Source organism: Alkalicoccus saliphilus, assembly GCF_003044065.1.
Taxonomy (GTDB): domain Bacteria; phylum Bacillota; class Bacilli; order Bacillales; family Salisediminibacteriaceae; genus Alkalicoccus; species Alkalicoccus saliphilus.
Map to the genome: position 1 here is coordinate 38,479 of NZ_PZJJ01000022.1, position 22,340 is coordinate 60,818.

The window sequence follows — 22,340 nt, forward strand, 5'->3', positions numbered from 1 at the left end:
AGACATTCTTTACAGACGCATAAATGGATTGTTATGGACGTCGATCCACAAATCGGACTGTTCGAGTGAAGCGGCCATCTGGAAAAGCAGATCTTCCCTGCCTCGTGCTCCCATGAACTGAACGCCTACCGGGAGGTTCCCGGCGGTTTCGTACAGCGGGACACTCATTGCCGGCTGGCCGGTTAAATTGGCGAGCTGCGTAAACGGTGTCCGCTCGAGGCTCTGCTGGATCAGCTGGTCGGTCATACCGGATTTCAGCAGTGTTTTTCCAGCGTCGAGCTTGGAAACGAGCTGAATAAGCAGCTCTTCTTTTTTCGTTAAGTCCAGTTCTCCGATTTCTGCCTGAAGCATGGCGTTTACCGGGGTCATATACAGGTCGTACGTTTCGTGGAATGCTTCCATCCGAATCGCCGCTTCGTCCCAGGTCCGCATTCTCCACACGAATTCTTCGGCAGAAATTGCTTTTCCGAGCATACCGAGCAGGCGGGTGACAGGTTCCACTTCCGCCGGAGCAGTTTTTTTGCCGTGGCGGATTTCCAGTTCTTTGATTTTGGCGGCGGCTTCTCCGAAATAAAGCGTCATATAGCTCTGGGCAATGCTCTGGCCGTCAACGGGTGCCGGCATTTCTTCCACGTGGTGCCCTTCTTCCTCGAGCCATTTGGCGGTATGAAGCACTGCCTGACGACACGCGGAATCAACTGGTGTCCCGATCGGCGAAGCGGTGGAAAAAGCGATTTTCAGCGGCTTGGTCAGTGGTTTTTCCAGCTGATCCACGTAGCGCCCGTTAAAAGGAGGGGCATGGAAAGCCCTCGTTTTTTCCTCCACATTCAGGATATCGAGACAAGCCGCACTGTCCCGGACGGTTTTTGTCAGCACATGCTCGGAGGAAGCCCCCTGCCAGACACGCCCTCTCTCCGGTCCGGACGGCGTTCTTCCGCGCGTCGGCTTCAGGCCGAACAGTCCGCAGTAGCCAGCAGGAATACGGATGGATCCGCCTCCGTCATTCGCTCCGGCAACCGGTACCATCCCGGAAGCAACGGCCGCAGCCGATCCGCCGCTTGAACCTCCGGGAGTTACGGTGATGTCCCACGGATTTCTTGCAGGCCCGTACAGCGTCGGCTCGGTGACGCCGAGCAGGGCAAATTCCGGTACGTTGGTAAAACCGATCATGTTAAGCCCTGCCTGCTTCAAAAGCTTCGTATACGTCGCGTCCTGCTCCGCGCGGTAATGCTCGAGCGCTCTTGATCCTTCGGTCATTTTTTCGCCCGCCGCTTCCTGGGTGATGCTCTTTAAAAGCATCGGCACCCCGGCAAACGGTCCTTCACCGAGAGACGATTCCGAAGTATCAACGGCTTTTTCATAAAATTTATCGACGACGGCGTTCAACGTTGGATTAAACCCTTCGATGCGTGCAATTGCTTCGAAAAGAACTTCTTTTTTCGTTACTTCTTTCGAACGGATGAGCTGGGCAAGATCTGTCGCGTCATATGTTTCGTACGGGAAATCCTTCAATGCTGTTCCCCCCTTTGTGTTTTTTCGAGCGGCTGTTACTTTTTCCGGCTGACCGGGTTGTCCTCATAGCTGATCCAGTCGCTCCAGCTGCCGGCGTACAGCTTTGCTTTTCTTCCGGTTTCAGCGAGTGCCAGGACGTTGACACAGGCGGTTACGCCCGATCCGCAGTAGACGATGATTTCTTCCTCTCCGCCGGCATACGGCTGCATTTCTTTTTGCCATGCACCTTTATCCTTCAGGCGTCCTTTTTCGTCGGAGCGATTCAGCCAGTCTTCCTGCTCCGCACTCGGAATGTGGCCGGCGACCGGGTCGAACGGTTCGGAAATACCGAAAAACCGCTCTTCCGCCCGGGAATCGATGAGACGGACTTCCGGATCGTGCAGCGCCTTCCGCACGTCTTCCATCGAGGCAAGCATGCCGCTGGCCGGCTCTGCTGTGTAGCTCGTTTCTTTCAAAACGGGCATTTCGTTATCCACCGGATAGCCTGCAGCTTTCCAGTGGGAAAAGCCTTCTCTCATCACATACACCTCGTCGTGGCCGTAGTATTTCAAAAGCCACCAAAGATGAGACGCCATGCCGCCGGACTGATCGTCATAGGCAACGACGATGCTGTCATGCTGAATCCCTGCCTTTCCGATAACAGAAGAAAACTGTTCCGCATCCGGAAGCGGGTGTCTACCGCCGTGTTTTCCTGTGGGAGCCGAGAGATCGTTTTCCAAATGAAAGTAGACCGCTCCCGGAATGTGCTCCTGCTTATATTCTTCGTATCCTTTTTCCGGTTCGGTTAAATGAAACCGGCAGTCCGCTATTACCAGTTTTTCATGATCGAGGTTTTCTTTTACCCACTGCATATCGACAATATGTGAACGCAACAACATCCGCTCCTTTTTTATGCTAACTTACAGTATATACCATTTATTCGCACTGAAAAACACAATTGAAATTTTTCTGTATGCGCTTTCAATCCTTTTAAAGGGAGCAGCCTCCCCCATGTCTACCTCCCTGTTTCCGTGGAAAGCATGTGTACCGCTGCTTCGTGCATTTCCTTAAGACCGGAAACCTCGGCGTATTCCGCCACGGTGATACCGCTCGTCGTTAAAAGTTCTTCTATATGCTTTTCGATTCCGGGCCACGTTTTTCCTCCCGCTTTGGCGTATGCGTTAATGATTTCTGTAAGTCCTTCCTGACCGAAAAGAAGATAGTGCGAGAGAAAATCGGTCGACACGTCCCCGATACCCACTTCTGTCCAGTCGATAAGTCCTGTTACACGGCTCGTTTTATCGATCAGAATGTGGCCGGGATGAACGTCCCCGTGACAGACTCCGGCCGCTTCCGGCCATAGTTCATCCTGCAGAATCCACGTCTGCCAGCGGTTCCATAGTTTTTCGTTGATTTCATACGTTTCTTTCACGCGCTCCATTCGTCGTTTCATCGACTGCTGCAGGGTTTCGCCTTTCCCCATTTCCACCCCTGCCGGCAGCATCAATTCGGGGGAAATAGCATGCAGCTGCGCCAGCGCTTTCCCGAGGGTCTCGTAATAGCCGGACGGCACCGGCTGCCTGGCCATGTTCCATACGTAATCCTGTTTTTCCATATCAATAACGGCCGCGGGCACGCCGCTCAGCTGCCTGTAGGCGATCATATCTTCACTGAAAACGGACCACACAGGCACTTCAAAATCCACATGATGCCGGATAATTTCAAGCGCTGCTTTTTCCTTTCGGGCGTGCCTCATCGACTCTCTTCTCCGCGGTATACGGAGAATCCATTGCACGCCTTCCCCGTCTTTCGCGTGAGCTACGAGAAAGTCCACACCGGATTCATTCGTTTTAATAGCGTCTTCTGCAATGTGCAGACCGTTTTTTTCTGCGAGCTGTTTTATTTCAAGCGTATTCATTATTAATGTCCTCCATTTGTTTTAGTCATTTTCCTGCATTAATTTATACAAAAAGCTATGTTTATTTCGCTGTCGGTTGGAGAAACACGTCGCTTCCAACCGGCCTGCCGTGGAGGAGATTTTCGGGTAGGCTGCGGCCCTGCGGGATCTTCCAATCTCCTTCTTCCACGGGCGTCCGCCGGTTTCCGCTTCGTTTTTCACAAAAAAGAAAAGTTCTGTTTTCATAGACGCTGCTTTTTATTCTATAAAACCACCGCCGAGGTAGAGGCGCCTGCGGAAGCGCGCAGATCCTCCCGGACATTATGAAGAGCCACCTGCTTTCTGCGCGGCAGGTGGAAAGATCCGCAGGCAACCTTCACAAAGAACACGGAGCTTTAACAGAGCCAAACAAAAAACCACAGACAGGCTGCTGTCTGTGGTGAAGAATAAACGAAACCAGCACAAAAAGTCAGACGGACCTCTGCCTTCCTTTTCGTAAACCAGTTTATTTTCCGTAGATGGCTGTTAAAAATGGGCAGACTGCTCCCGTTTGCTCTTAATAAACAGAGCCTTTGAACGTATTCAGTTACTTTTCGTTCAAAGTCCGAAGCCGGATTCTTCCTGGAAGCATCATTTTTAACAGCCCTCCTCTTTATTTATTATCTTTACTTTACTTGATTTTCAAAAGGACCGCAACACGATGGTTTCTACAGAAAGTTCGGATACTTCTCGTATCGAGCTTGGTTTGTTTCGATATATACCAAAATAAACATTTGACATAAATGAAACTATGTAGTTTAATATATATTAAATATAATATTCGATTTATATAAAATCTATTTGGAGGTGCCCGCATGGAACTACATTTTCATGTCTCGGAAGCGGTCGATTTGACGGCTTTTATGTTCAGTATTCATAACAGCGGCCGGAAAGAGGATAAAGAGCTGATCAGTAAAATGCTTCAGGACGATGAAACAGAAAAAAAGCTGGAAGAAATCCGAAGCCGGCTTTCCGCAGAGGATCACGAAAAGCTGGAAGTCTTTTTTAATGAAGACAGTGCGATCGGACCAGCGCTTCTGCCGGGTGTCATGAAAGACGATCACACCCTCTCGGCGGAAGGATTCGTCCAAAAACTCCGCGCCATGAATGAGGAGGAAATCCGCAGCTTTTTGTTCGGGAGAGGATTTGCAGACCGGGACTACGACGGAAGTGATCCGGAAGCAGGAAAACGCATCGTGGATACGCTTGCTGTTCCGAAACAGGAAAAGTGGAAACTGTACTATTACCTGGACCGGCCGGAAGCAGTAAAAGAAGAGCTGTCGGAACTGACAAAATACGTGTATGAGACTTTTTACAAGCCGTTTCAACAAGACGCCGTGGAGGCAGCGCAAGCGTTTATCGAAGAGCTGAAGCAGGCTCCGAATGATCCGGAGCACCCGGTGCGAATGCTCGTCCGTGACTACACCGATCCGGAAATGATCGAATACATTCACGTCTACCCTTCCTTTTCACTCAACATCGGTTTTATGCTCAACGACCTGAGTGTGAAAAACGTCGTCCATCTCGCGATCGGGGTGAAGCGTTTTTCACTTCTGGAATCGAAAATGAACGAAGAAGAGCTGTTCGGCCTGCTGAAAGTACTGACGGATGAACGGCGCTTCCGGCTTCTTAAACTGCTGAGAAAGCGGCCGCACTACGGGTACGAAATCGCCGAGGCGCTCGGTGTGTCCAATTCGACCGTCTCCCACCACCTTGCAATACTATTAAGCCACAAGTTTGTGAAATCCGAACGGGCCGAACACCGCGTGTATTTTAAAGTGAACACTGAAGAAATTAAGCGTGTCATGGGAGAGATGGAGCGGATGTTCGCCGAGTAAAAGGAGGAGGAAACAATGAACGACAAGACCACCCCGTCCCTTTGGCACAACCGGTCGTTTGTCCTTTATTTCCTGACACTTCTCGCTTCCGGCCTGAGCGTTTCATTTTTTCTGTTTGCGGTCAACTGGTACGTGGTCGACTCTCTGGAACTGGAAGCGATGCTCGGTATTGTCTTTTTTGCAAGCTCTGTTCCGCGGCTCGTGTTTATGCTGTTAGGCGGGGTGATTGCCGACCGCGTGAACCGGGCGGTGATCATGCTCCTGTCTGATTTTACGAAAGCCGTACTTTTGATCGGCATTGTCGGACTGCTCGTGTTCCAGCTCGTCAACATCTGGGTGCTTGTCATTCTTGCGCTTCTTTTCGGCCTGCTGGATGCTTTTTTCTGGCCGGCGAGTCAGACCGTGCTGCCGGGAATCGTGTCGAAACAGCAGCTGACGCGCGCAAACTCGGTCGTGCAGCTCACAATGAACGCGACGCTCATTGCCGGACCGATGTCTGCCGGCTTTCTTATCGGTTTTGGAAGCTACGAGCTCATGTTTCTTCTCGTTTCGGTTATGCTCTTTGCAGCTTCTGCTGTCGATTGGATGCTGAAAAAAAATCTTCCGGTGCCGAAGCCGGATGAAGCCGGGGATTCTATTTGGAAATCAGTAAAAAGCGGCTTTCAGTACGTGAAAACCTCCCCGTTTCTTTTCACACTCATGATGACTTCTGTATTTCTGAATCTGCTTTTAGTCGGCCCGCTCGTCATGGGGCTGCCGATTTACGCCAATCTCGTATTAGGTGGAGACGAGCTGACGTACAGCTACTTGAATGCAACAAGCGGTGCCGGAATGCTTGCCGGGGCGCTCCTCGTCGGCATGCTGAACATCCAGCGGCGGAGGGGGCTCGTTTCGGTCGTGGGGATTCTGCTTCTGGCTCTCGCTTTTCTCGGTTTCGGCCTGATTCCGGATATGCTTTGGAGCCTCGTGTTTATCGGCTTTATCGGTGTCCTCCTATCCGTCATCGACATTCCGCTTATTTCTGCGATTCAGGCCAACACATCAGAAGCATACCTCGGCCGCGTCATGAGCATGCTTTCTTTCGCTGCGCTCGGCCTTGTACCGGTGAGCTACCTGCTCACATCGCTTCTGTTGTCTGCAGGGTTTACGATCGATACGATCATGATCGGAGGCGCTGTTCTTATGAGCCTGCAGGCACTCTTTGTCGTCGGCTTTGCCAAGTCACTCCGGGAAATAGACTAAAAAAAGAGGCTGGAGTCAGCCTCTTTTTTGCAGAGTGTTGTTTTAATCGTCAGTGTAGAATATTTATTCGAGGTATTGTATGAACTCCTTCTCTTACCGGTGGAAGCTTGCCGTGGGGCTGGTCTTCAGCTATTTTCCATGCCCTGCGCTATGGAAAAGGATCTTCTGACTGCGCTCAATTCCCACCGGCGTCTCCACCGGACGTTCCGGAGGAGAAGAAATTCTTTTACGAAAGAAAACGGCTGGAGCAGCGTGTTTTTTAAAGCAGGATACATCCTTTCCATTCCCTGCTGGAGCCGCAGAGGACGACTCCTGGGCGATCAAGGACGAGCGGAAGATCCATTTCTTTCGATCATGGAGAGGAAGAAATTAGCTGAAGCCGGCCCGACCGGAAAGCGTCCTGTGGAGGCGAAAGCAGGGAGATGTCTACGCCTGTATAAAAAATACTTTATAAACAGCCTCTTTTTTGTTTCATTCGTTTATGAAATTCCAACCGAAGGATCCCGTTCCTGTTTAAACCGCTGCGCAGGGGTTCATTCCCGGTTCTTTTTCTTTCCGCGGGCGATCTCTGTATCGAGGGCGTCGAGCTTCGGTTCCCAGAACGAGCGGAAGCGGCTGAGCCATTCTTCGACTTCCCGGAGCGCTGTGCCGTCAACGGAATAAATGCGGCGAGCTCCGTCAACGCGTACGCTCGCGAAGCCGTTTTCCCGAAGAATCCGCAGGTGCTGGGAAACAGCGGCCTGGGTAATGCCAAACTCGTGTTGAATCACTTCCACGATATCCCCGGACCGCTGCTCGTTTTCCGCAAGCAGTTCGAGAATACGGCGCCGGACCGGATCGCCAAGAACATCAAACGCCTGCATCCGTCAGTCCTCCTCCGTTTCCTCGCCCGTGTAGAACGCCGTTGTTCGTTCAGCGGCAGCGACGGCTCGATCCGGATCTTCTCCAGAGGCTTCCGCAGCTCTTCCCCAGTCCCTGCTCGCTCCCGCTATAAAAGTCTTTCCTTCTTCAGAAATCATTAAAGCTTCTCCCGCTGTGCGGTTAAAGTCCGTTTCTGTGAGATAAGCTTCGAGACCGAGCAGGCTCAGATCCCATCCGACACCAGCCGCTCCCGGCCCGAATTTTTCCCAGTGTTCATCGACCGGGCAGATATGCGAAAGCATCAGCCGGGCTTTTTCCCCCTCCCCGCTGATACGCACTTCAATCCAGCTTTTTTCACCGCCGAACTCCCACGTTGCGGCGAAAAACTGCGGCGGCTCACAGTCTGTGATTGTGCCTCCGGCGTTTCCTTCCACCTGGTACTTACCACCTGTCCTCAGCTCGCCGCTGACCGGGGCGAAAAAGCGTTCCAGCCGTTCCGGGTTCGTCACCGCATCCCATAGATCATCCGTTGTTGTATTATAGGCCCGTTGCAGGTTGACACTCTTCAGCTTCCCGTCTTTTTCAACACTGGTTACGGTGCGGGTAACGGCTCCAAGCGATGCATTCAAATCGATCGGTGTGTTTTCTGATTTCATTTCTCTTCCTCCTTTCTGGACTTTATATAAGTTTGAGCTTATTTAAGTATAATCTTATATAAAAATTATTTTCCTGTCTATATGTCTATGGACCTGTGCAGTATACGCAGTGATGATAGAGACGAGCAAAATTTATTGTTCTGCCTGTTTACGGCTGACCGCTAAAAACATGGACGCGTCCTTTTTCATAAATATTTTTCTGCCACGGTAAAAGGTCGAGATGTCTGTCGAGATAAACCCGGCACCGGAAAGCTGCTTCTTCAGACGACTGTAAGAAAAACCGTGATGAACAGCCGGATGATGCACCCTTTCATTTTTATCGAAATCAACGATAATCAGCTTTTCCCCGTTATTTATGAGTCGGAATAACGTACGCAGCATGCCTTCAGTGTCCGGGATATGAAGGAGTACTAATGACATGAAAATAATGTCTGCCTTGATCTCCGGGATTTCCTTCGTAAAATCGGCATGCTGAACGCGGCAGTTTGCGAGGCCACGCCGGGAAATTTTCGCTTCTGCTGCTTCCAGCATCTGCCCGGAGGAATCGACGAGCAGGACAGATTCGACTAAATCAGCGAGAGCGAGAGATACGAGACCCGTGCCGCTTCCGTAATCGATGAAGGAGGCCGTGGTGCTGCCCGCAAGTTCCGGCCTGACTCTTTTAACGATTATGTCTGCTGATTTTTTTCTTTCGGCCGTGTCATATTTATCAGCGAGCTGTTCAAATACGTTATCATCCACGTTCACCCCTCCTTATTCAAGTATAAACTTCTTTATAGCCCCAGCCTGCATAAGAAGCCGTTTACCGGATAAAAAAAGCCCGCAGGACAAATCGCTTGTCCTGCGGGGCTTTAAAACGAATGCTAGTTTTTTACGTCCGGGTTGCTGTGCATCGGCTCATACGGCTTTTCCGTAAATCGCAGAACGGCCATTACGACAATCGTCACACCAGTGAAGACGGCAAGAGCCGTAAATCCTTCTTCCAGGAAAAACGCGCGGTAGAACATAGCACCGAAAACACCACCGAAGAGCGGACCGAAAACAGGAATCCAGGCGTAAGCCCAGTTGGAGTCTCCTTTTCCAGGGATCGGAAGCAGCATGTGGGCGATCCTCGGCCCGAGGTCACGTGCCGGGTTGATCGCGTACCCCGTCGGCCCGCCGAGTGAAAGACCGATCGCTGCGATCAGGAAACCGACAATGAGCGGGTTCAGTCCTTCCGTGAATTCGTTCGCACCGATACTGAGCAGCCCGCCGACAAGGACAGCTGTTCCGATAAACTCCGACAAAAAGTTGGAAAAACGGTTCGGAATCGCCGGATCAGTCGAGAAGACAGCCAGTTTGATGCCGGCATCCTGTGTCTCTTTAAAGTGGTCCTTAAAATGAGCATACACGATTATTCCGCCGATCATTGCCCCGAACACCTGGGAGGCAATATAGCCCGGCACGAGTGCCCAGTCAAACTCCCCGACCGAAGCAAATCCGAGTGTTACAGCCGGATTGATGTGGGCACCGGAAAACTGGCCGACGGCGTAAACTGCCATTGCAACGGCAAACCCCCACCCGAAAGCAACAACAATCCAGCCGCCTCCCTGCGCTTTTGATTTTTCCAGGTTGACGTTGGCAACAACCCCTCCCCCGAAAATGATAAGTATCATCGTCCCGATAATCTCTGCAATATACACGGACATTGTTTTCTCCTCCTTTAATTTTAGCAGCTGACACCCTTTTTTAGAGCGAAAAAAAGCGCACAGCAACAGACCCCTTTCAGGGTCAGTGTATCTGTGCGCGGCTCACTCCAAGTCTCAGCCTAGACTATTAACTTAGTTAGAAGAGTATCACTTTTTGAAAGCGATGTCAAAAACCGATAAAAAATGTTGTTTTGTTTTATAGGGCGGCGCTGTTAAAGTGCACAATAAACTTTAAAATACAGTGAAGCATAAAAACCCCCGGATAAGCCCGGGGGAAAGTTTAATATTCACTGATCACCTGTTTCATGTCTTCGACTGTTGCCTCGGCGTCAAAATTATCTTCGCCGGCGTACATCCGGTGAACGACACCGTCCGGGGCGACAAGGTAAAACCTTGTAGGATGCATAATGTCATCCTGCTCCGGCACTTCCTGAATCTGTGCTTTAAAGGAATCGAGCGCGTAGGACTGAATTTCTTCTTCGTCATAACCGGTTAAAAAATCCCAGTTGTCAAAGTCAGCTCCGTATGATTCCCCGTAGCTTTCGAGACGTTCCGGCGTATCGAATTCCGGATCGACCGTAAAGGAGACGATGCGGACGTCTTCCACATCTTCTTCCTCCATTTCCTGCTGCAGCTCCGCCATGTTCGGAGACATGACGTTACAGACCGTTGGACACCTCGTGAAAATCGTTTTCGTAATCCACCATTCTCCTTCGAGCATGTCACTCGTTACTTCTTCTTCGTGCTGGTTCACTGCTTCAAAGTCCCCTGTTACCCACGGGTCTTCGGTCGCCGTCGTATCGATGATCGATTCCCCCTGCGCCGATTCGGACGCGTCTTCATAAAGAAAACTGCACCCGGAAAGCAGGAGGAAAACACCGAAAAACCCTGCTGATTTTTTCATAGTATCCGTCCTTTTTACTGCACTTTTGGCTCGTACATATCATACTCTTTAAACTCGAGTTTTGGTGTTTCATCTTTATCACGTTTTACCCAGAGACGGAAAGAGTAGCCCATCGCGACGCCGTAGGCGAGTTCCTGGATAATTTTCATCATTGCTCCACCTAACTGCTGGTCGTTTTCCGGGGATAAAAATGTCATGGACTGCTCACCGGTAATCACGCCGTAAGGGATATCCGCTCCCGGCGGCAGACAGTACGCAATCGCCGTGGCCCAAGTGGCCGGATCGGTATATGTAGCGTACAGCGGGGTGCCGGCAAAAATAATCAAGGCACAGGCCGGGGTAAAAAGCACCCCGCTCATGAACATGTAGCCGATCCGTTTAAGCTCGGAAATGGTGTATATGGTCGTGATTCTTGGAATAATGTGCCACCACATCAGTACGGCAAGCGCGAGCATTCCGAGCTGATAAATGTTGTGGGCACCTTCATTTGTCATCAGAAAATCAAACACGCCGGGGACGTGGTACACGGAAAACGCGGCGTTAAATGCAATAAGGCCGACGATCGGAAAACCCGCAATAAGAAAAAAGCCGCGTATCGCTTTTTTCTGCCGGAAATACTCGTAAAACCATGACGGGATTCCGAGCAGAAGCAGCGGCGGTGCCAGCAGGAACACGATCGCCATCGAGATCATGTGCATGCTGAGCATAATGTGCCCGAGAACATACAGCGGACCGCCGAATCCGAGGTATACGGCGAGAAGTCCGAGATGGAAATAAACGATACGCCTCGTTTCCACCGGTCCTCCATCTGGAAAACGATCCCGGAATTTTGTTATGATAAGAAAATAAGCAGCACTGATCAGGCCGAGAACGAGAATCAGCTCCGGCGTCCAGATCGTGCGGAAGGTAAACGTAGAGAAAAATTGTTCCATCGCCTTCTCTCCTCTTTTATTAAGTATAAATAACCGATATAATATAAGGGCTTCACGCCTAATTATAGTTATATCACGATTCTCGCATAAATCCTACCTTTTCTGAACAGGCAGAAATGACTATTCCTTGAACAACGACTGCAGTTTATACAAAGGAGAATTGCTATGAAAATCTACCAGATACAGAAACCGGGGACCCGGGAGGAAATCGAAAAGCTTGCCGGACTCATGATGGAACAGATGGAGCAGCTGAGCAGCCCGCCCCACATGGACGAACTGAAAAACACGATTGAGACGGCGCTGAAACAGGAATGCGCATCGGAATTTTTTGTTGCAGAAAAGCAGGATGAATTTATCGGCTGCGCTTTTATGAACAAAGGAGTCGCGCTCGATAAAGGCGGCTATTACATATGGTTGAACGATCTTTATGTAAAGAAAGCCCACCGTCAGAAAGGTATCGCGAGGAAAGTCCTTCTTCACGTGCTGCAGTGGGCGGAAGAAGAAGAATTTAAAGGCATCGAACTGGAAACCGGCATGAACAATGAAGCAACCAAGCGCCTTTACAATTCGCTCGGGTTCTACGACATCATTTCCAAACGATACGGCCGCACGCTTTAGTGCGCAGGGGAACGGCATGACTTCGGTCGTGCCGTTTTTTTGGCGGTTGGCCGGAGGTGCTGCCGGCTGCGGGTCGCATAGAGGGGAGGAAAGTACGCGGAAACGGGAATTCTACCAACCTTCCCGGAATTTCTACCAACTTTTCTCGTATTACTTCCAACCTCCCTGCCGAATACTTCCAACTTCTTCATTATTACTTCCAAATTCAAATAATTCTACCAGCGGCCTCCGCTTTTCTACCAAATTCCCACGTTTTTCTATCAACTTTTGATTCAGTCTACATAATAAAAGCCTTTCCGGACTTCCGGAAAGGCTTCGACTATTGCTGTTAATTGCTATTCGACATCGTGCTTGAATTTGACAGTTTCTCCGTTTTCGTATTCGACTTCAATATCAAAGTCCTCCACTTCGTCTTCTGCAATATCCAGTTCACTCAATACTTCCTCTTTCATGTCGGAGATGGAGCGGTCCATGCTGATCGTAATGTTTTCCAGCAGTGCTTCAATTTCTTGAATTGCTGCGGCTCCTTCTGCTTCTGACCCGTCACGGCGTTCAATTTCCCCTTCCGGATCGTCAGCCTCGTAGTCATATTCGAGGTCTTCCCCGTTGAAAAAATCAATATCCAGATCGAATTCTCTTACTGCTCCGTAATCGGCGGCCTGCTGTCTTCCTTCGTGGTCGATCGTTATTTCTTCACCGTCAGAAAACTTTATTTCCAGATCGACGTCGTCGACTTCATCTGCTGAAGCACCGGTCGCTTCCAGAGCTTCCTGAATCATGTCTTCCAACGGGCGGTCAGTGTTGATCGTCATCTCCGAAAGAATTCCTTCTATTTCTTCGAGGGCCGCTTCTCCCGACAAACTTTCTTCGCCATCACGGTCGACTTCTGTATCATCGAGATCGTCCCGCTCCAGTTCGTATTCCCATTCGGTATCATCCTGGAATTCAATGTGCAGGTCGAATTCCGTCACGTCCTCGGCATTTACGCCGGAGGCTGTTTCGTCCGAACTTGTCTCCTCGTCCGCTTCTGCTTCTTCCCCGGTATTTTCATCAGCTGAATTTTCGGCCGCGTTTTCTCCGGTGGAAACTTCTCCGTTCTCTTCGGATGATTCGGATTCATTCTGCTGACTTTCGTTTACTGCGGTGCCGGCTTCCTCTGCTTCTCCTGCCGACGTGGTGTTTTGTTCCGGTTCCACGCTGTTGAGGCCTCCGCATGCTGCAAGAAATGTCAGCGCCGTCAGTCCGGTGATTACTTTTTTCATTGTGACTCATCCTTCCCTTTGGTGTGTATAGTTACTATACTACCCTGTGAAAATGAGGAAATGATGAGCTGAAGATTAGAATTTGATGAGAAATAAATAAAATTACTTTTTTATTCGGAAGATCATGGGTGCAGCAAGTTTTTCCACGAAATTGTTTCAAACGGCGGCTGTGCTGTGCCTCGAATTCTACCACCTTTCACCGGATTTCTACCAACATTTCCCGTATTACTTCCAACCTCCCTGCCGGATACTTCCAAATTTTTTATTATTCCTTCCAAATTAAAACAATTCTACCAGCAGCCTCCGCTTTTCTACCAACTTTCTCTGTTTTTCTATCAGCTTTCGGGGTGTCAGCGCGAACGAAAAAACCTCCGCGGCGCGGAGGTTTAAGCTACATCATAAGGTTGATGCCGGTGAGTAAAAGGATTGTTCCGGCGACGACAGCGATAAGCGGGGCGCCGGTGTAGGCGATCAAAAAGGCTGCGGCCCCGCCGAGCAGGCCGTACCAGACGGCATCGTAGGCGAAAATGATACCGGGAAAAATGAGCGCCCCAAGTACGGCGTACGGAACTCTTGCAAGCATCCGGCGGAGCCAGGACGGCCAGTTTTCGGTGGAGAGCATGAGCAGCGGCAGGATACGCGGGATGTACGTTACGATCCCCATGCCGATAATCATCCAGACGACTGCTTCATTCATCGCTTTTTCCTCCTTCTCACATCAACTAGTTCATAAACGATGACAGCCGTAATCGTCGCGGACATAATCGCCCAGCCGGTATCGAGAAACAGCTGGTACAGCCAGTGAAAGCTTCCGCCGAGCAGAGCGAGGACGACAACCGGCCGGCCTTCTTCTTTAATCGACGGGACGAGCAGTGCAATGAAGAGTGCGTACAGCGCAATCCCCATGCTTTCCTGAAGCACCCCCGGAAGCAGCGCCCCGGTGTAGAAGCCGGCGGCGGTAAAGCCGACCCAGCTGGAATAGGCGCTCAGGCCGACGCCGAGTATGTAGTTTCCGCTGATGGGCGGCTGTTTGACAGAAGACACGGCGAATACTTCGTCAGTCAGAAAAAAACCGAACAGCGCGCGGAATTTTTTTGAGGAAGGCTCGGCCCGCTCCTGGATCGAAGCGCTCATGAGCAGGTGCCGGAAATTCACGATAAATGTGGCGAGCACAATTTCGACCATCCCCGCGCCTATGGCAAGCATCGAGAGGGCCATGTACTGGGCGGCGCCTGCGAAAACGACCATGCTCATCAGCACCGCTTCAAACACGGTGAGTCCGGTGGATCCGGCAAGCAGGCCGAACGTAATCGCCACGGGCATATATCCAAACGCAATCGAAAGCCCCGCCGTCAGTCCCCGGCGGAGCGAGTCATCTTTTTCCATATAAGCAGCAGTTTCCAACGGTCTTCTCTCCTCTCTTCTCCTCTATTTAAGCGGAAGAATGGGAGGGCTGTCAAGAATCTCCTATTAAAACTGCAGGGCAAATACTTTTCGCGGTCTTCCGCGGCGGACTTCCTGCTCTTCGCCGGATACTTTCGCAAGCCCTGCTTCTTCCAGCTCGTGCAGAATGCGGCGGGCATTCCGTTCGCTGCTCGTCAGCCAGCGGGCGATATCCCGCGCGGTCACTTCCTGCTGCTGATGGTAGCGGGCGTAGGAAAAAATTTTTGATACGATGCCCGGGGCGACTTTTCCTTTCAGCTTGTCGGACCAGTCCGGGCCGAGCTGGGAAGCATAGCTTAAAGAGCCTTCGCCGGCAAAGTATTCCGTCATTTCGTTGTTTTCATTGACGGAAATAATTACCTGTCCTTCCCGGCGTCTTGCTTCGCGCAGCGCCTGGTGCACGTGTTCCTCCGCTTCCAGCACGCTTTTGCCGTAGCCGAGGGCGAGGCGGACAGGAAGACCTGCCTGAAGGACGGCTTCCTCAATCAAAAAAAACGGCACCGGATGGGATTCCACTTCCCCGCGCGTCGTAAAAATGAGAAACAACCCGTCACCTGTCTGCACGAACGACCCTTTAATATCTTCGGCATACCGGAGAAGCATCCGCTTTAAGTCCAGCTCTTTGTGCCGGCGCCTGTACGAATAATATTCCTCCCGCGGGCTGTCCTGTTCGAGTGTTTCGATGCCGATGATGGCCAGCTGATGGCTCCGGTACCAGACGGCACTCGTTTTTTCGCGGAGGTATTTGAGCGTTTCCCTGATGGCAGAGCGGGAGGCAGTAATCCGGTACACCGGAACTCCTTGTTTCCGAAGTTCGGTGAAAACGTGCCGGACGCACGTGAGCGCGATCGTTTCCGGATGTTTTTTATGCTGCTCCAGGTGAAACCGGATAATTTCCTCCGATGATTTGTAGCCGGTGTACGGATACGTTGTAAACACAAAATCACTGAGGTAGTGCGTTTTCTTTATTTCCTTCAGTTCTTTTTCGTCGATCGTATCGATCGTAAACGAAGACGGGCGATCGTTGTTCCGCAGGACTTCGAGGAGCGTACCGAGGAGGCTCGATCCGTGCAGCGGCGGGAAAAATGCCTCCTCTTCCGAAATCAGTCCGTGATAAAGCGCATAGGCGTGCGGGGCCTGACCGGAAAAAAGCCACACGTCGACGCGGTGCCGGTTGGCAGGAATAATCTGTTCTGTTTCCTCTGTTTTTTTGTAATAAAAACTTTCGATCACAAAATCGGGGAAGTCCCCCGCCATTTCCTCAATAATCCGGGCGGAATCCTCCGGCCCGATCACCCCGACGCGTGTTTTCACCTTCCATCACCTGCTGTCTGCTGTAGTTAAGTAAGCGTATAAAAGCTCGACGCCGTTTTCGAGATCTTTGATCGATGCATGCTCCTCCGGATGATGGCTCAGTCCGTCTTCACACGGAATGAAGATCAGTCCGGACGGCCACTTTTCCTGCATATTCATGACATCGTGCCCTGCCCCGCTTTCCATCGGCAGTGCTTTGAGCCCGGTCGTTGTTTCCAGTTCTTTCAGTTTACCATACATTTCCTGGTCGAGAAAAACGGAATCGTTGCGCACGATCACTTCTTTTTCAACAGCTGTTGTCCAGCCGGCGAGGTACGTATCGATCGCCTCTTCCATTTTGTTTTTCTGCTCGTCAGACACGCTGCGGATGTCGATGCCGATTTTCACATATCCAGGAATGACGTTCATCGCATTCGGACGGGCTTCAATCGTACTTGCGGTCGCTACAAGCGGATAATCATCATTTTCATTCAGCTTGAGAGCCGCTTCGTGAACGAATGTAACCAGTTCTGCCGCCTGAACGAGCGCATCCTGCCGCTTATCCATCGGCGTCGTTCCGGTATGACCGGCTTTTCCGTGGATGTGCACGTGCAGCCGGATCGGACAGGCTATCGCTGCCGCGGCCCCGTAGCTGCAGCCAGCGTCTTCAATGCGTGTCCCCTGCTCGATATGCAGTTCCGTGAAGGAAAGCAGGTCCTTTTCGTCCCGCTCTGCCTTCTGGATGTTCTCCGGATTCAGTCCGAAAGCTTCCATTGCCTGCCGGAGCGTGATCCCGTTTTCGTCTTTTATATTATCCAGCTGATGCTTTGTCAGTTTCCCGGTCATCGCTTTGCTTCCGACGGTGGACATCGTAAAACGGGACGACTCTTCGGAAATAAAACAGATGACTTCCAGCGGAAATGGGAGGGTAATGTTCTCGTCCTGAAGCTTTTTCACCGCTCCAAGGGCACATAGCACTCCGGCTGTGCCGTCGTAGCCTCCTCCGTTTTTTACGGTGTCGAGATGGGAGCCGAGGGCGCGGGCCGGCTCTCCCTGCTGCTCTTTTGTTTCAAGTCTTGCGATAATGTTGCCGGCGCTGTCGGTGCGGCACGTCATACCGAGCTCCTCCGCATTTTTTCGAAACGCTTCGTGGGCCGTTTCTTCTTCTTTTGTGAATGAAAGGCGGTTGAATCCTTCCGGCTGATTCATTTTATCCGTTACGTTTAATTCGAGCAGTTTTTCGTTCAGCCAGTTCTGCATTGGGTTATTTCTCCTTCCGGTGGTAGTAGTCAATCAGCAGTCCGAGTGTTTCTACGGCTGCTGCCATCGCTGCTTCGTCAAAATCAAACTGTGGGTGGTGGTGGCCGTAAGGAAGTTTCGTGCCGTACAGAAGGTAGGCGGCTTCCCCGCCGTTTTCCTGGACGCGTTTCATCATCCACGCCGCGTCTTCCGAGCCTCCGAGCGGCAGCGGATCGACAACGTGTGTCAGTCGTTTTCCTTTGAGCCCTTTCAATACGGAAGCGGTTTTTTCACCGGAAGCGGCCGCGACGCCTTTTCCGGCAGTGTCGATCGTGACTTCCACCTCGTACATCGCAGCTGCCGCTTCGATAATTCTCCGGGCTTCTTTTTCCATGTAGTCGTTCAAATCTGTCGTTTCCCCGCGCGTTTCCAGCATCATGAAGGCGGAGGAAGGAATAATGTTCCGCCCCTCCCCGGCTTCCAGCCTGCCGACATTCAGCCGCGTAATGCCTTCTCTCGGCGGCGCGACTGCCTGCAGATTTCCTGCAGCGGAGGCCGCAGCAAGAAGCGCATTTTTCCCGGCCGAAGGATCCACCCCGGCATGGGCGGAAACGCCGGTAAAGTACGCGTCGAGTTTCGTCGTGGCAAGAAACTGGTACGTGCCGGAAGCTATAGTGCCGGCTTCCAGGTCGTGAATACCGAGGTGTCCGCTCAAAAAGTAGTCGATATGATCGAGCCAGCCTTTGGCGACCATTGCTTCAGCCCCCCGGCTTCCTTCTTCTGCCGGCTGAAACAAAAATGTAAACGTTCCGGTAAGTTCATCGAGATGTTCTGCGATAAAGCGGGCCGTGTACAGACCGATCGCCGTATGGCCGTCGTGGGCGCATGCGTGCATCGTACCTTCATTCCGGGAGGCAAAACCTTCTGCTGCCGGGAGATGGTCTGTGGAAGCTTCGGTAATCGGCAGCGCATCGATATCGAACCGGAGAGCGGAGGCCGGTCCGGGACGGCCGGTATCAAGTACCGCGACAGCTCCTGTGAAGCCTCCCTTCATCCGGTCGAGAAGTTTCCGGTCAACCCCTGAAGCTTCTGCTTTTTCAAAAAAGAACCGGTCCGTTTTTTTCGGAGGAAGGCCCATTCTTTTTTCTGCTGTCACGTCGCGCCCGGTGTAAACGACCGCCGGGAGCTTCTCGAGAAAACGGACGATAAAAGACGTTGTTTGATATTCACACCAGCCGGGTTCGGCGATCTGGTGAAGCTCCCTCCGTGCTGCGATCAGGTTCTTTTCTTCCCGGTCCAGAAAAGCGGTAAGTTTATCAAGCATTGGCATCTTTCCTTTTGGCCGCTTCGTACGCGAGCTCCGCAAGCATTTCTGTTCCAAAGGCGAGTGCTGTTTCGTCGATATCAAACTGCGGGTCGTGCAGCGGCTTTTGTACTTTGCGGGTCGGCACAGCTGTTCCGAGCCAGTAGTAGGCGCCGGGATATTTCAGCAGAAAGCGGCCGAAGTCCTCTCCGCCCATGCTCGGTGCGACTTCCGGCTGCGCGTCTTTTCCATAGGCGGAGCGGATGACGTTTTTCACAAATTCGGCACAGTCGCGGTCGTTGACAGTTGCCGGGTAGCCGTCGAGGTATTCGACTTCCGCTTTTCCGCCGAGCATTTCGGCTGTTTTTTTGGCGATATCCTGCAGCCGCTCCTTGATCATTTCCTTCACGTTTTCGTCGTACGTCCGTACGGTTCCGACAAGTTCCACTTCCTCGGCGATGACGTTGTAGCGGGAGCCGCCCTGAATGGTACCGATTGTGACAACCGCGGACGCGAGCGGGTCCGTATTCCGGCTGACGAGCGTCTGCAGCGCGCTGACGATCTGGGAGGCGATGATAACTGCATCCGTTGTCTGATGCGGCATGCTGGCGTGGCCGGAGGAGCCGGTAACATTAATAGTAAACCGGTCGGAGTTGCCCATCATCGCCCCTTCCCGGACGCCGAATGTGCCGGCAGGAAGATCCGGCCATACGTGCTGGGCGTAAATTTCGTCCGGCGTCCACTTGTCGAAAATGCCGTCCTCCATCATTTTTTCCGAGCCGCCGACTGGAGCGTCTTCCTCCGCCGGCTGGAACACGAGCAGAATCGTTCCGTGGAGTTCCTCTTTCTTTTCCTGAAGAAGCTTCCCGGCGCCGATGAGCATGGACGTATGAGCATCGTGTCCGCAGGCGTGCATCGCCCCTTTATTTTCGGAAATAAATTCGTGATCATTTTTTTCGTGGATCGGGAGTGCATCCATGTCGGCACGGAGCGCAATCGTCCGTCCTTCTTTCCCACCCTGGATAATTCCGAGCACGCCGTGTCCGGCATAACCTGTTTCATAGTCGATGCCCGCTTCTTCAAGCATTTCCTGCACGCGGCGGGACGTTCTTTCTTCTTCCCCGGAAAGTTCCGGATTCCGGTGCAGCTCCCTGCGAAGAGAACGCACCTCTTCTTCAATATGTTTTCCTTGTCCAATAAACATCTGGCAGTTTCCTCTCTATGGTGATTTACTTTTTGTAAAAACTTCTTCCGGGCTTCCCGGTTTTTTCTTGTTTCCCTGATTTATTCTAACAGTTTTCCGAAGAAAATTTTATTCATGGATGGGCTGCAGCAGTCCTCATAAAAAGAAAGGCAGGAAGGGTTGATTCTTCCTGCCCGAAAGCTGAATGTTACAGTCCCGGTGTAATACCCGGCCCGATTGGGAGTCCGAGAATATTCCAGAGAATGAAGATGGCGATCCACAGGAACAGGAACGTCATTGCGAACGGCAGCATGATGGAAAAGAGTGTTCCGAATCCTGCGCGGCTGTCATACCGCTTCATAAAGGCAAGCACCATCGGCACGTACGGATTCATCGGTGTGATGATATTTGTCGAGGAATCCGCAATCCGGTAGGCAAGCTGAATAAATGCCGGATCGTAATTCAGGAAATAAAACATCGGAATAAAAATCGGTGCCATAAGCGCCCACTGGGCGGAACCGCTGAAAATAAACAGGTTCAATACGGCGGTAAGCAGTATAAATCCAACGATCAGTCCCATGCCGGTAAAGTTGATATTCTCCAGCCCCTGGGCACTGCTTACAGCGATGAACGTCCCGATATTCGTCCACTCAAAGTAGGCGATAAACTGGGAGGCCGCAAAGATAAGCACGATAAATCCACTCATATCCTTCATGGCCTGACTCATCAGTTCCGGCACGTCGGCTGTTTTTTCAAGCACTTTCGTCGTTACCCCGTAGGCAACCGCGACGGAAATAAAGAAGAACAGAATGATCGGAATGATGTTATCGAGGAAAATCGACGGAACGATCGTGCCGTCTTCCCCGCGCAGTATGCCGTTTGGTGGAACGATCGTTGCACCGACTACTGCGATGTAAATAAGCGCGGTAATGCCTGCATTGCGGAGGCCTTTCAGTTCCTGGGCGGAAGGCTGCTCCGCAGACTGGTTGACGGTGTCCGGATCAGCATATTTCGTACTGAATTTTCCGAGACGGGGCTCGACGACACGTTCTGTAATCCACGTACCGGCCGCCATAAGCATAAGTACCGACACAGCCATAAAGAAGTAGTTGTCGACCGGTGAAACCGCGAGATCCGGATCCACACTCTGGGCGACTTCGGTGGAAATACCGGAGAGCAGCGCATCCGTCCCGGTAATCAGGACGTTCGCCGTAAAGCCGGCACCCACACCGGCGAAACCGGCAGCCATTCCGGCAAGCGGGTGGCGTCCGAGCGTATAAAAAACCATGGCCGCAAGCGGGGGAATAATAACAAATGCCGCGTCAGACGCGAGGTTCCCGACAACCCCTGTTCCGATAATAACAAAGGTGACCATTTTCGCCGGGGCGTTCAGGATCGTCCGTTTCATAAACGTTTCAATGAGTCCGACTTTCTGCGCGAGCCCGATACCAAACATCATCACGAGTACGAGACCGAGCGGCGCAAAGCCGGTGAAGTTTTCAAGCATCGAAGACAGGATAAATTCCAGACCGTCCAGAGTGACCATGCTCTCAATCGTCACCTGCTCCCCATCCATCGGGTGAACAACAGAAATATTCAGAGCACTCAATGCCCACGAAAGCAAAATAACGATCAACGCCAGGTAAAAGAACAGCATAAACGGGTGCGGCAGTTTATTGCCGAGGCGCTCGACCTGATCGAGCATTTTCATAAAAAATCCTTTGTTTTCTGACTGGGCTGGCATAAGATTCCTCCACTTCCATTATTAACGGACATTGTCTTTTATTATTCCGTTAATAGGTACTTTACCATAATTTCATCTGTGTGCAAGCCCTTAAATTCAGAAAATTATAATTAGTATGTTCGATTTTCTCACAACTGTGCTACAATCGCAGAAGAGAAGGAGGAGATTTTCATGGCCAGAAAAAAGCGCAGTGGCGCATCTTTTCTCTTAACGATCGGAACATTTATCGGTGTCTCTTTACTTTTTTACGGCATCGGTCATCTTTTCGGCATTTCTTTTCTCATGTTTAACGTGGAGTCTGTTTCTTCCCCGGACCTGTTCCGGCTCGAGGCAGGGTCTTTCGTGCCTATGCTGCTCGGGCTCGGCGCGGCTTTTATTGCCGAGTATTTGTACCTGAGCAGGGAGAAAAAGGTGTAATACCGGGCTGATATTTGGAATTACGGACATAAAAAAGAAGCTTTCCTGATGCGGGAAGCTTCTTTTAGGTGGATTTGGTGAGGGCTGGGGGCGATTTCGGCGGGGCGGCAGCGGGATGAGTCGGAATTCTACCATTTGTTCGTGGATTTCTACCAACTTTTTTCGGAATATGAAGTTAGTATAAAAAGTAGACACGCCAAAGTGATAGAATACAGCTAACGAAAGCAACCGGAGGAGGAGAAGGAAATGGAGAAGGAGAAAAAACATTACGACAGAAGATTCCGGCGATA

Annotated in this window: 22 protein-coding genes; 4 read left to right on the forward strand and 18 right to left on the reverse strand. The window is 51.3% G+C overall.

Features of this window, described 5'->3' with window-relative positions:
* Window positions 1-9 precede the first annotated feature (9 nt).
* The 4 genes from C6Y45_RS12495 to C6Y45_RS17615 form a co-directional block, all read right to left on the reverse strand.
* Entirely contained in the window at window positions 10-1,512 is a 1,503-nt protein-coding gene (locus C6Y45_RS12495) for an amidase family protein (protein ID WP_107585563.1), read from the reverse strand.
* 35 nt (window positions 1,513-1,547) lie between these two features.
* Complete coding sequence (locus C6Y45_RS12500) at window positions 1,548-2,390, reverse strand: sulfurtransferase (protein WP_107585564.1); 843 nt, start codon at window positions 2,388-2,390, stop codon at window positions 1,548-1,550.
* Between the two features lie 116 nt (window positions 2,391-2,506).
* The gene (locus C6Y45_RS12505; RefSeq protein ID WP_107585565.1) at window positions 2,507-3,409 is read right to left on the reverse strand and encodes a macrolide 2'-phosphotransferase; all 903 of its coding nucleotides are present in this window, start codon (window positions 3,407-3,409) and stop codon (window positions 2,507-2,509) included.
* Window positions 3,410-3,430: 21 nt separating this feature from the next.
* The gene (locus tag C6Y45_RS17615; protein ID WP_107585566.1) at window positions 3,431-3,634 is read right to left on the reverse strand and encodes a hypothetical protein; all 204 of its coding nucleotides are present in this window, start codon (window positions 3,632-3,634) and stop codon (window positions 3,431-3,433) included.
* A 608-nt stretch (window positions 3,635-4,242) separates the two neighbouring features.
* Between C6Y45_RS17615 and C6Y45_RS12515 the strand changes: the two genes are divergently transcribed.
* Window positions 4,243-5,265, forward strand: a complete 1,023-nt coding sequence (locus tag C6Y45_RS12515; protein WP_107585567.1) for an ArsR/SmtB family transcription factor — start codon at window positions 4,243-4,245, stop codon at window positions 5,263-5,265.
* A 15-nt stretch (window positions 5,266-5,280) separates the two neighbouring features.
* On the forward strand, window positions 5,281-6,507 hold the full coding sequence (locus C6Y45_RS12520) for an MFS transporter (protein ID WP_107585568.1): 1,227 nt from the start codon (window positions 5,281-5,283) through the stop codon (window positions 6,505-6,507).
* 533 nt (window positions 6,508-7,040) lie between these two features.
* On the opposite strand, the gene C6Y45_RS12525 is transcribed toward C6Y45_RS12520, so the two are convergent.
* From C6Y45_RS12525 to ctaG, 6 genes are all read right to left on the reverse strand, one after another.
* Complete coding sequence (locus C6Y45_RS12525; protein WP_107585569.1) at window positions 7,041-7,370, reverse strand: ArsR/SmtB family transcription factor; 330 nt, start codon at window positions 7,368-7,370, stop codon at window positions 7,041-7,043.
* A 3-nt stretch (window positions 7,371-7,373) separates the two neighbouring features.
* The gene (locus C6Y45_RS12530; RefSeq protein WP_107585570.1) at window positions 7,374-8,024 is read right to left on the reverse strand and encodes an SRPBCC family protein; all 651 of its coding nucleotides are present in this window, start codon (window positions 8,022-8,024) and stop codon (window positions 7,374-7,376) included.
* Between the two features lie 132 nt (window positions 8,025-8,156).
* Window positions 8,157-8,765: a class I SAM-dependent methyltransferase gene (locus tag C6Y45_RS12535; RefSeq protein ID WP_107585571.1), complete on the reverse strand. Its 609-nt coding sequence runs from the start codon at window positions 8,763-8,765 to the stop codon at window positions 8,157-8,159.
* Window positions 8,766-8,887: 122 nt separating this feature from the next.
* Window positions 8,888-9,712, reverse strand: coding sequence for an MIP/aquaporin family protein (locus tag C6Y45_RS12540; RefSeq protein ID WP_107585572.1), 825 nt, complete (start codon window positions 9,710-9,712; stop codon window positions 8,888-8,890).
* 280 nt (window positions 9,713-9,992) lie between these two features.
* Window positions 9,993-10,616, reverse strand: a complete 624-nt coding sequence (locus tag C6Y45_RS12545; protein WP_107585573.1) for an SCO family protein — start codon at window positions 10,614-10,616, stop codon at window positions 9,993-9,995.
* 14 nt (window positions 10,617-10,630) lie between these two features.
* On the reverse strand, window positions 10,631-11,548 hold the full coding sequence (ctaG, locus tag C6Y45_RS12550) for a cytochrome c oxidase assembly factor CtaG (RefSeq protein WP_107585574.1): 918 nt from the start codon (window positions 11,546-11,548) through the stop codon (window positions 10,631-10,633).
* 165 nt (window positions 11,549-11,713) lie between these two features.
* Between ctaG and C6Y45_RS12555 the strand changes: the two genes are divergently transcribed.
* Window positions 11,714-12,166, forward strand: a complete 453-nt coding sequence (locus tag C6Y45_RS12555; RefSeq protein ID WP_107585575.1) for a GNAT family N-acetyltransferase — start codon at window positions 11,714-11,716, stop codon at window positions 12,164-12,166.
* Window positions 12,167-12,501: 335 nt separating this feature from the next.
* Here C6Y45_RS12555 and C6Y45_RS12560 read toward each other — a convergent pair whose 3' ends face one another.
* From C6Y45_RS12560 to C6Y45_RS12595, 8 genes are all read right to left on the reverse strand, one after another.
* Window positions 12,502-13,428: a YusW family protein gene (locus C6Y45_RS12560; RefSeq protein ID WP_107585576.1), complete on the reverse strand. Its 927-nt coding sequence runs from the start codon at window positions 13,426-13,428 to the stop codon at window positions 12,502-12,504.
* A gap of 391 nt (window positions 13,429-13,819) precedes the next feature.
* The gene (locus tag C6Y45_RS12565; protein ID WP_107585577.1) at window positions 13,820-14,125 is read right to left on the reverse strand and encodes an AzlD domain-containing protein; all 306 of its coding nucleotides are present in this window, start codon (window positions 14,123-14,125) and stop codon (window positions 13,820-13,822) included.
* A complete protein-coding gene (locus C6Y45_RS12570; RefSeq protein ID WP_342752442.1) occupies window positions 14,122-14,832 on the reverse strand; it encodes an AzlC family ABC transporter permease in 711 nt (236 codons plus the stop codon). Before C6Y45_RS12570 ends, C6Y45_RS12565 begins: the two co-directional genes overlap by 4 nt.
* A gap of 66 nt (window positions 14,833-14,898) precedes the next feature.
* Window positions 14,899-16,185 carry an SgrR family transcriptional regulator gene (locus C6Y45_RS12575; protein WP_107585578.1) on the reverse strand — a complete coding sequence of 429 codons (1,287 nt, stop codon included), beginning with the start codon at window positions 16,183-16,185 and terminating at the stop codon, window positions 14,899-14,901.
* A 6-nt stretch (window positions 16,186-16,191) separates the two neighbouring features.
* Entirely contained in the window at window positions 16,192-17,424 is a 1,233-nt protein-coding gene (locus tag C6Y45_RS12580; RefSeq protein ID WP_107585579.1) for a M20 family metallo-hydrolase, read from the reverse strand.
* A 4-nt stretch (window positions 17,425-17,428) separates the two neighbouring features.
* Entirely contained in the window at window positions 17,429-18,727 is a 1,299-nt protein-coding gene (locus C6Y45_RS12585) for an amidohydrolase (RefSeq protein ID WP_107585580.1), read from the reverse strand.
* On the reverse strand, window positions 18,720-19,910 hold the full coding sequence (locus C6Y45_RS12590) for a M20 metallopeptidase family protein (protein ID WP_107585581.1): 1,191 nt from the start codon (window positions 19,908-19,910) through the stop codon (window positions 18,720-18,722). The genes C6Y45_RS12585 and C6Y45_RS12590 overlap by 8 nt, the downstream gene beginning before the upstream one ends.
* A gap of 187 nt (window positions 19,911-20,097) precedes the next feature.
* The gene (locus C6Y45_RS12595) at window positions 20,098-21,633 is read right to left on the reverse strand and encodes an AbgT family transporter (RefSeq protein ID WP_107585582.1); all 1,536 of its coding nucleotides are present in this window, start codon (window positions 21,631-21,633) and stop codon (window positions 20,098-20,100) included.
* 171 nt (window positions 21,634-21,804) lie between these two features.
* On the opposite strand from C6Y45_RS12595, the gene C6Y45_RS12600 reads away from it, so the two are divergent.
* The gene (locus C6Y45_RS12600) at window positions 21,805-22,050 is read left to right on the forward strand and encodes a hypothetical protein (RefSeq protein ID WP_107585583.1); all 246 of its coding nucleotides are present in this window, start codon (window positions 21,805-21,807) and stop codon (window positions 22,048-22,050) included.
* The last annotated feature ends 290 nt before the right edge of the window (window positions 22,051-22,340 follow it).

Coding starts and splice junctions, on each gene's coding strand:
- C6Y45_RS12555 (WP_107585575.1), top strand. CDS start 11,714: ATGAAAATCTACCAGATACAGAAACCGGGGACCCGGGAGGAAATCGAA.
- C6Y45_RS12530 (WP_107585570.1), bottom strand. CDS start 8,024: ATGAAATCAGAAAACACACCGATCGATTTGAATGCATCGCTTGGAGCC.
- C6Y45_RS12525 (WP_107585569.1), bottom strand. CDS start 7,370: ATGCAGGCGTTTGATGTTCTTGGCGATCCGGTCCGGCGCCGTATTCTC.
- C6Y45_RS12505 (WP_107585565.1), bottom strand. CDS start 3,409: ATGAATACGCTTGAAATAAAACAGCTCGCAGAAAAAAACGGTCTGCAC.
- C6Y45_RS12515 (WP_107585567.1), top strand. CDS start 4,243: ATGGAACTACATTTTCATGTCTCGGAAGCGGTCGATTTGACGGCTTTT.
- ctaG (WP_107585574.1), bottom strand. CDS start 11,548: ATGGAACAATTTTTCTCTACGTTTACCTTCCGCACGATCTGGACGCCG.
- C6Y45_RS12595 (WP_107585582.1), bottom strand. CDS start 21,633: ATGCCAGCCCAGTCAGAAAACAAAGGATTTTTTATGAAAATGCTCGAT.
- C6Y45_RS12580 (WP_107585579.1), bottom strand. CDS start 17,424: ATGCAGAACTGGCTGAACGAAAAACTGCTCGAATTAAACGTAACGGAT.
- C6Y45_RS12560 (WP_107585576.1), bottom strand. CDS start 13,428: ATGAAAAAAGTAATCACCGGACTGACGGCGCTGACATTTCTTGCAGCA.
- C6Y45_RS12565 (WP_107585577.1), bottom strand. CDS start 14,125: ATGAATGAAGCAGTCGTCTGGATGATTATCGGCATGGGGATCGTAACG.
- C6Y45_RS12545 (WP_107585573.1), bottom strand. CDS start 10,616: ATGAAAAAATCAGCAGGGTTTTTCGGTGTTTTCCTCCTGCTTTCCGGG.
- C6Y45_RS12590 (WP_107585581.1), bottom strand. CDS start 19,910: ATGTTTATTGGACAAGGAAAACATATTGAAGAAGAGGTGCGTTCTCTT.
- C6Y45_RS12500 (WP_107585564.1), bottom strand. CDS start 2,390: ATGTTGTTGCGTTCACATATTGTCGATATGCAGTGGGTAAAAGAAAAC.
- C6Y45_RS12585 (WP_107585580.1), bottom strand. CDS start 18,727: ATGCTTGATAAACTTACCGCTTTTCTGGACCGGGAAGAAAAGAACCTG.
- C6Y45_RS12600 (WP_107585583.1), top strand. CDS start 21,805: ATGGCCAGAAAAAAGCGCAGTGGCGCATCTTTTCTCTTAACGATCGGA.
- C6Y45_RS12520 (WP_107585568.1), top strand. CDS start 5,281: ATGAACGACAAGACCACCCCGTCCCTTTGGCACAACCGGTCGTTTGTC.
- C6Y45_RS12540 (WP_107585572.1), bottom strand. CDS start 9,712: ATGTCCGTGTATATTGCAGAGATTATCGGGACGATGATACTTATCATT.
- C6Y45_RS17615 (WP_107585566.1), bottom strand. CDS start 3,634: ATGAAAACAGAACTTTTCTTTTTTGTGAAAAACGAAGCGGAAACCGGC.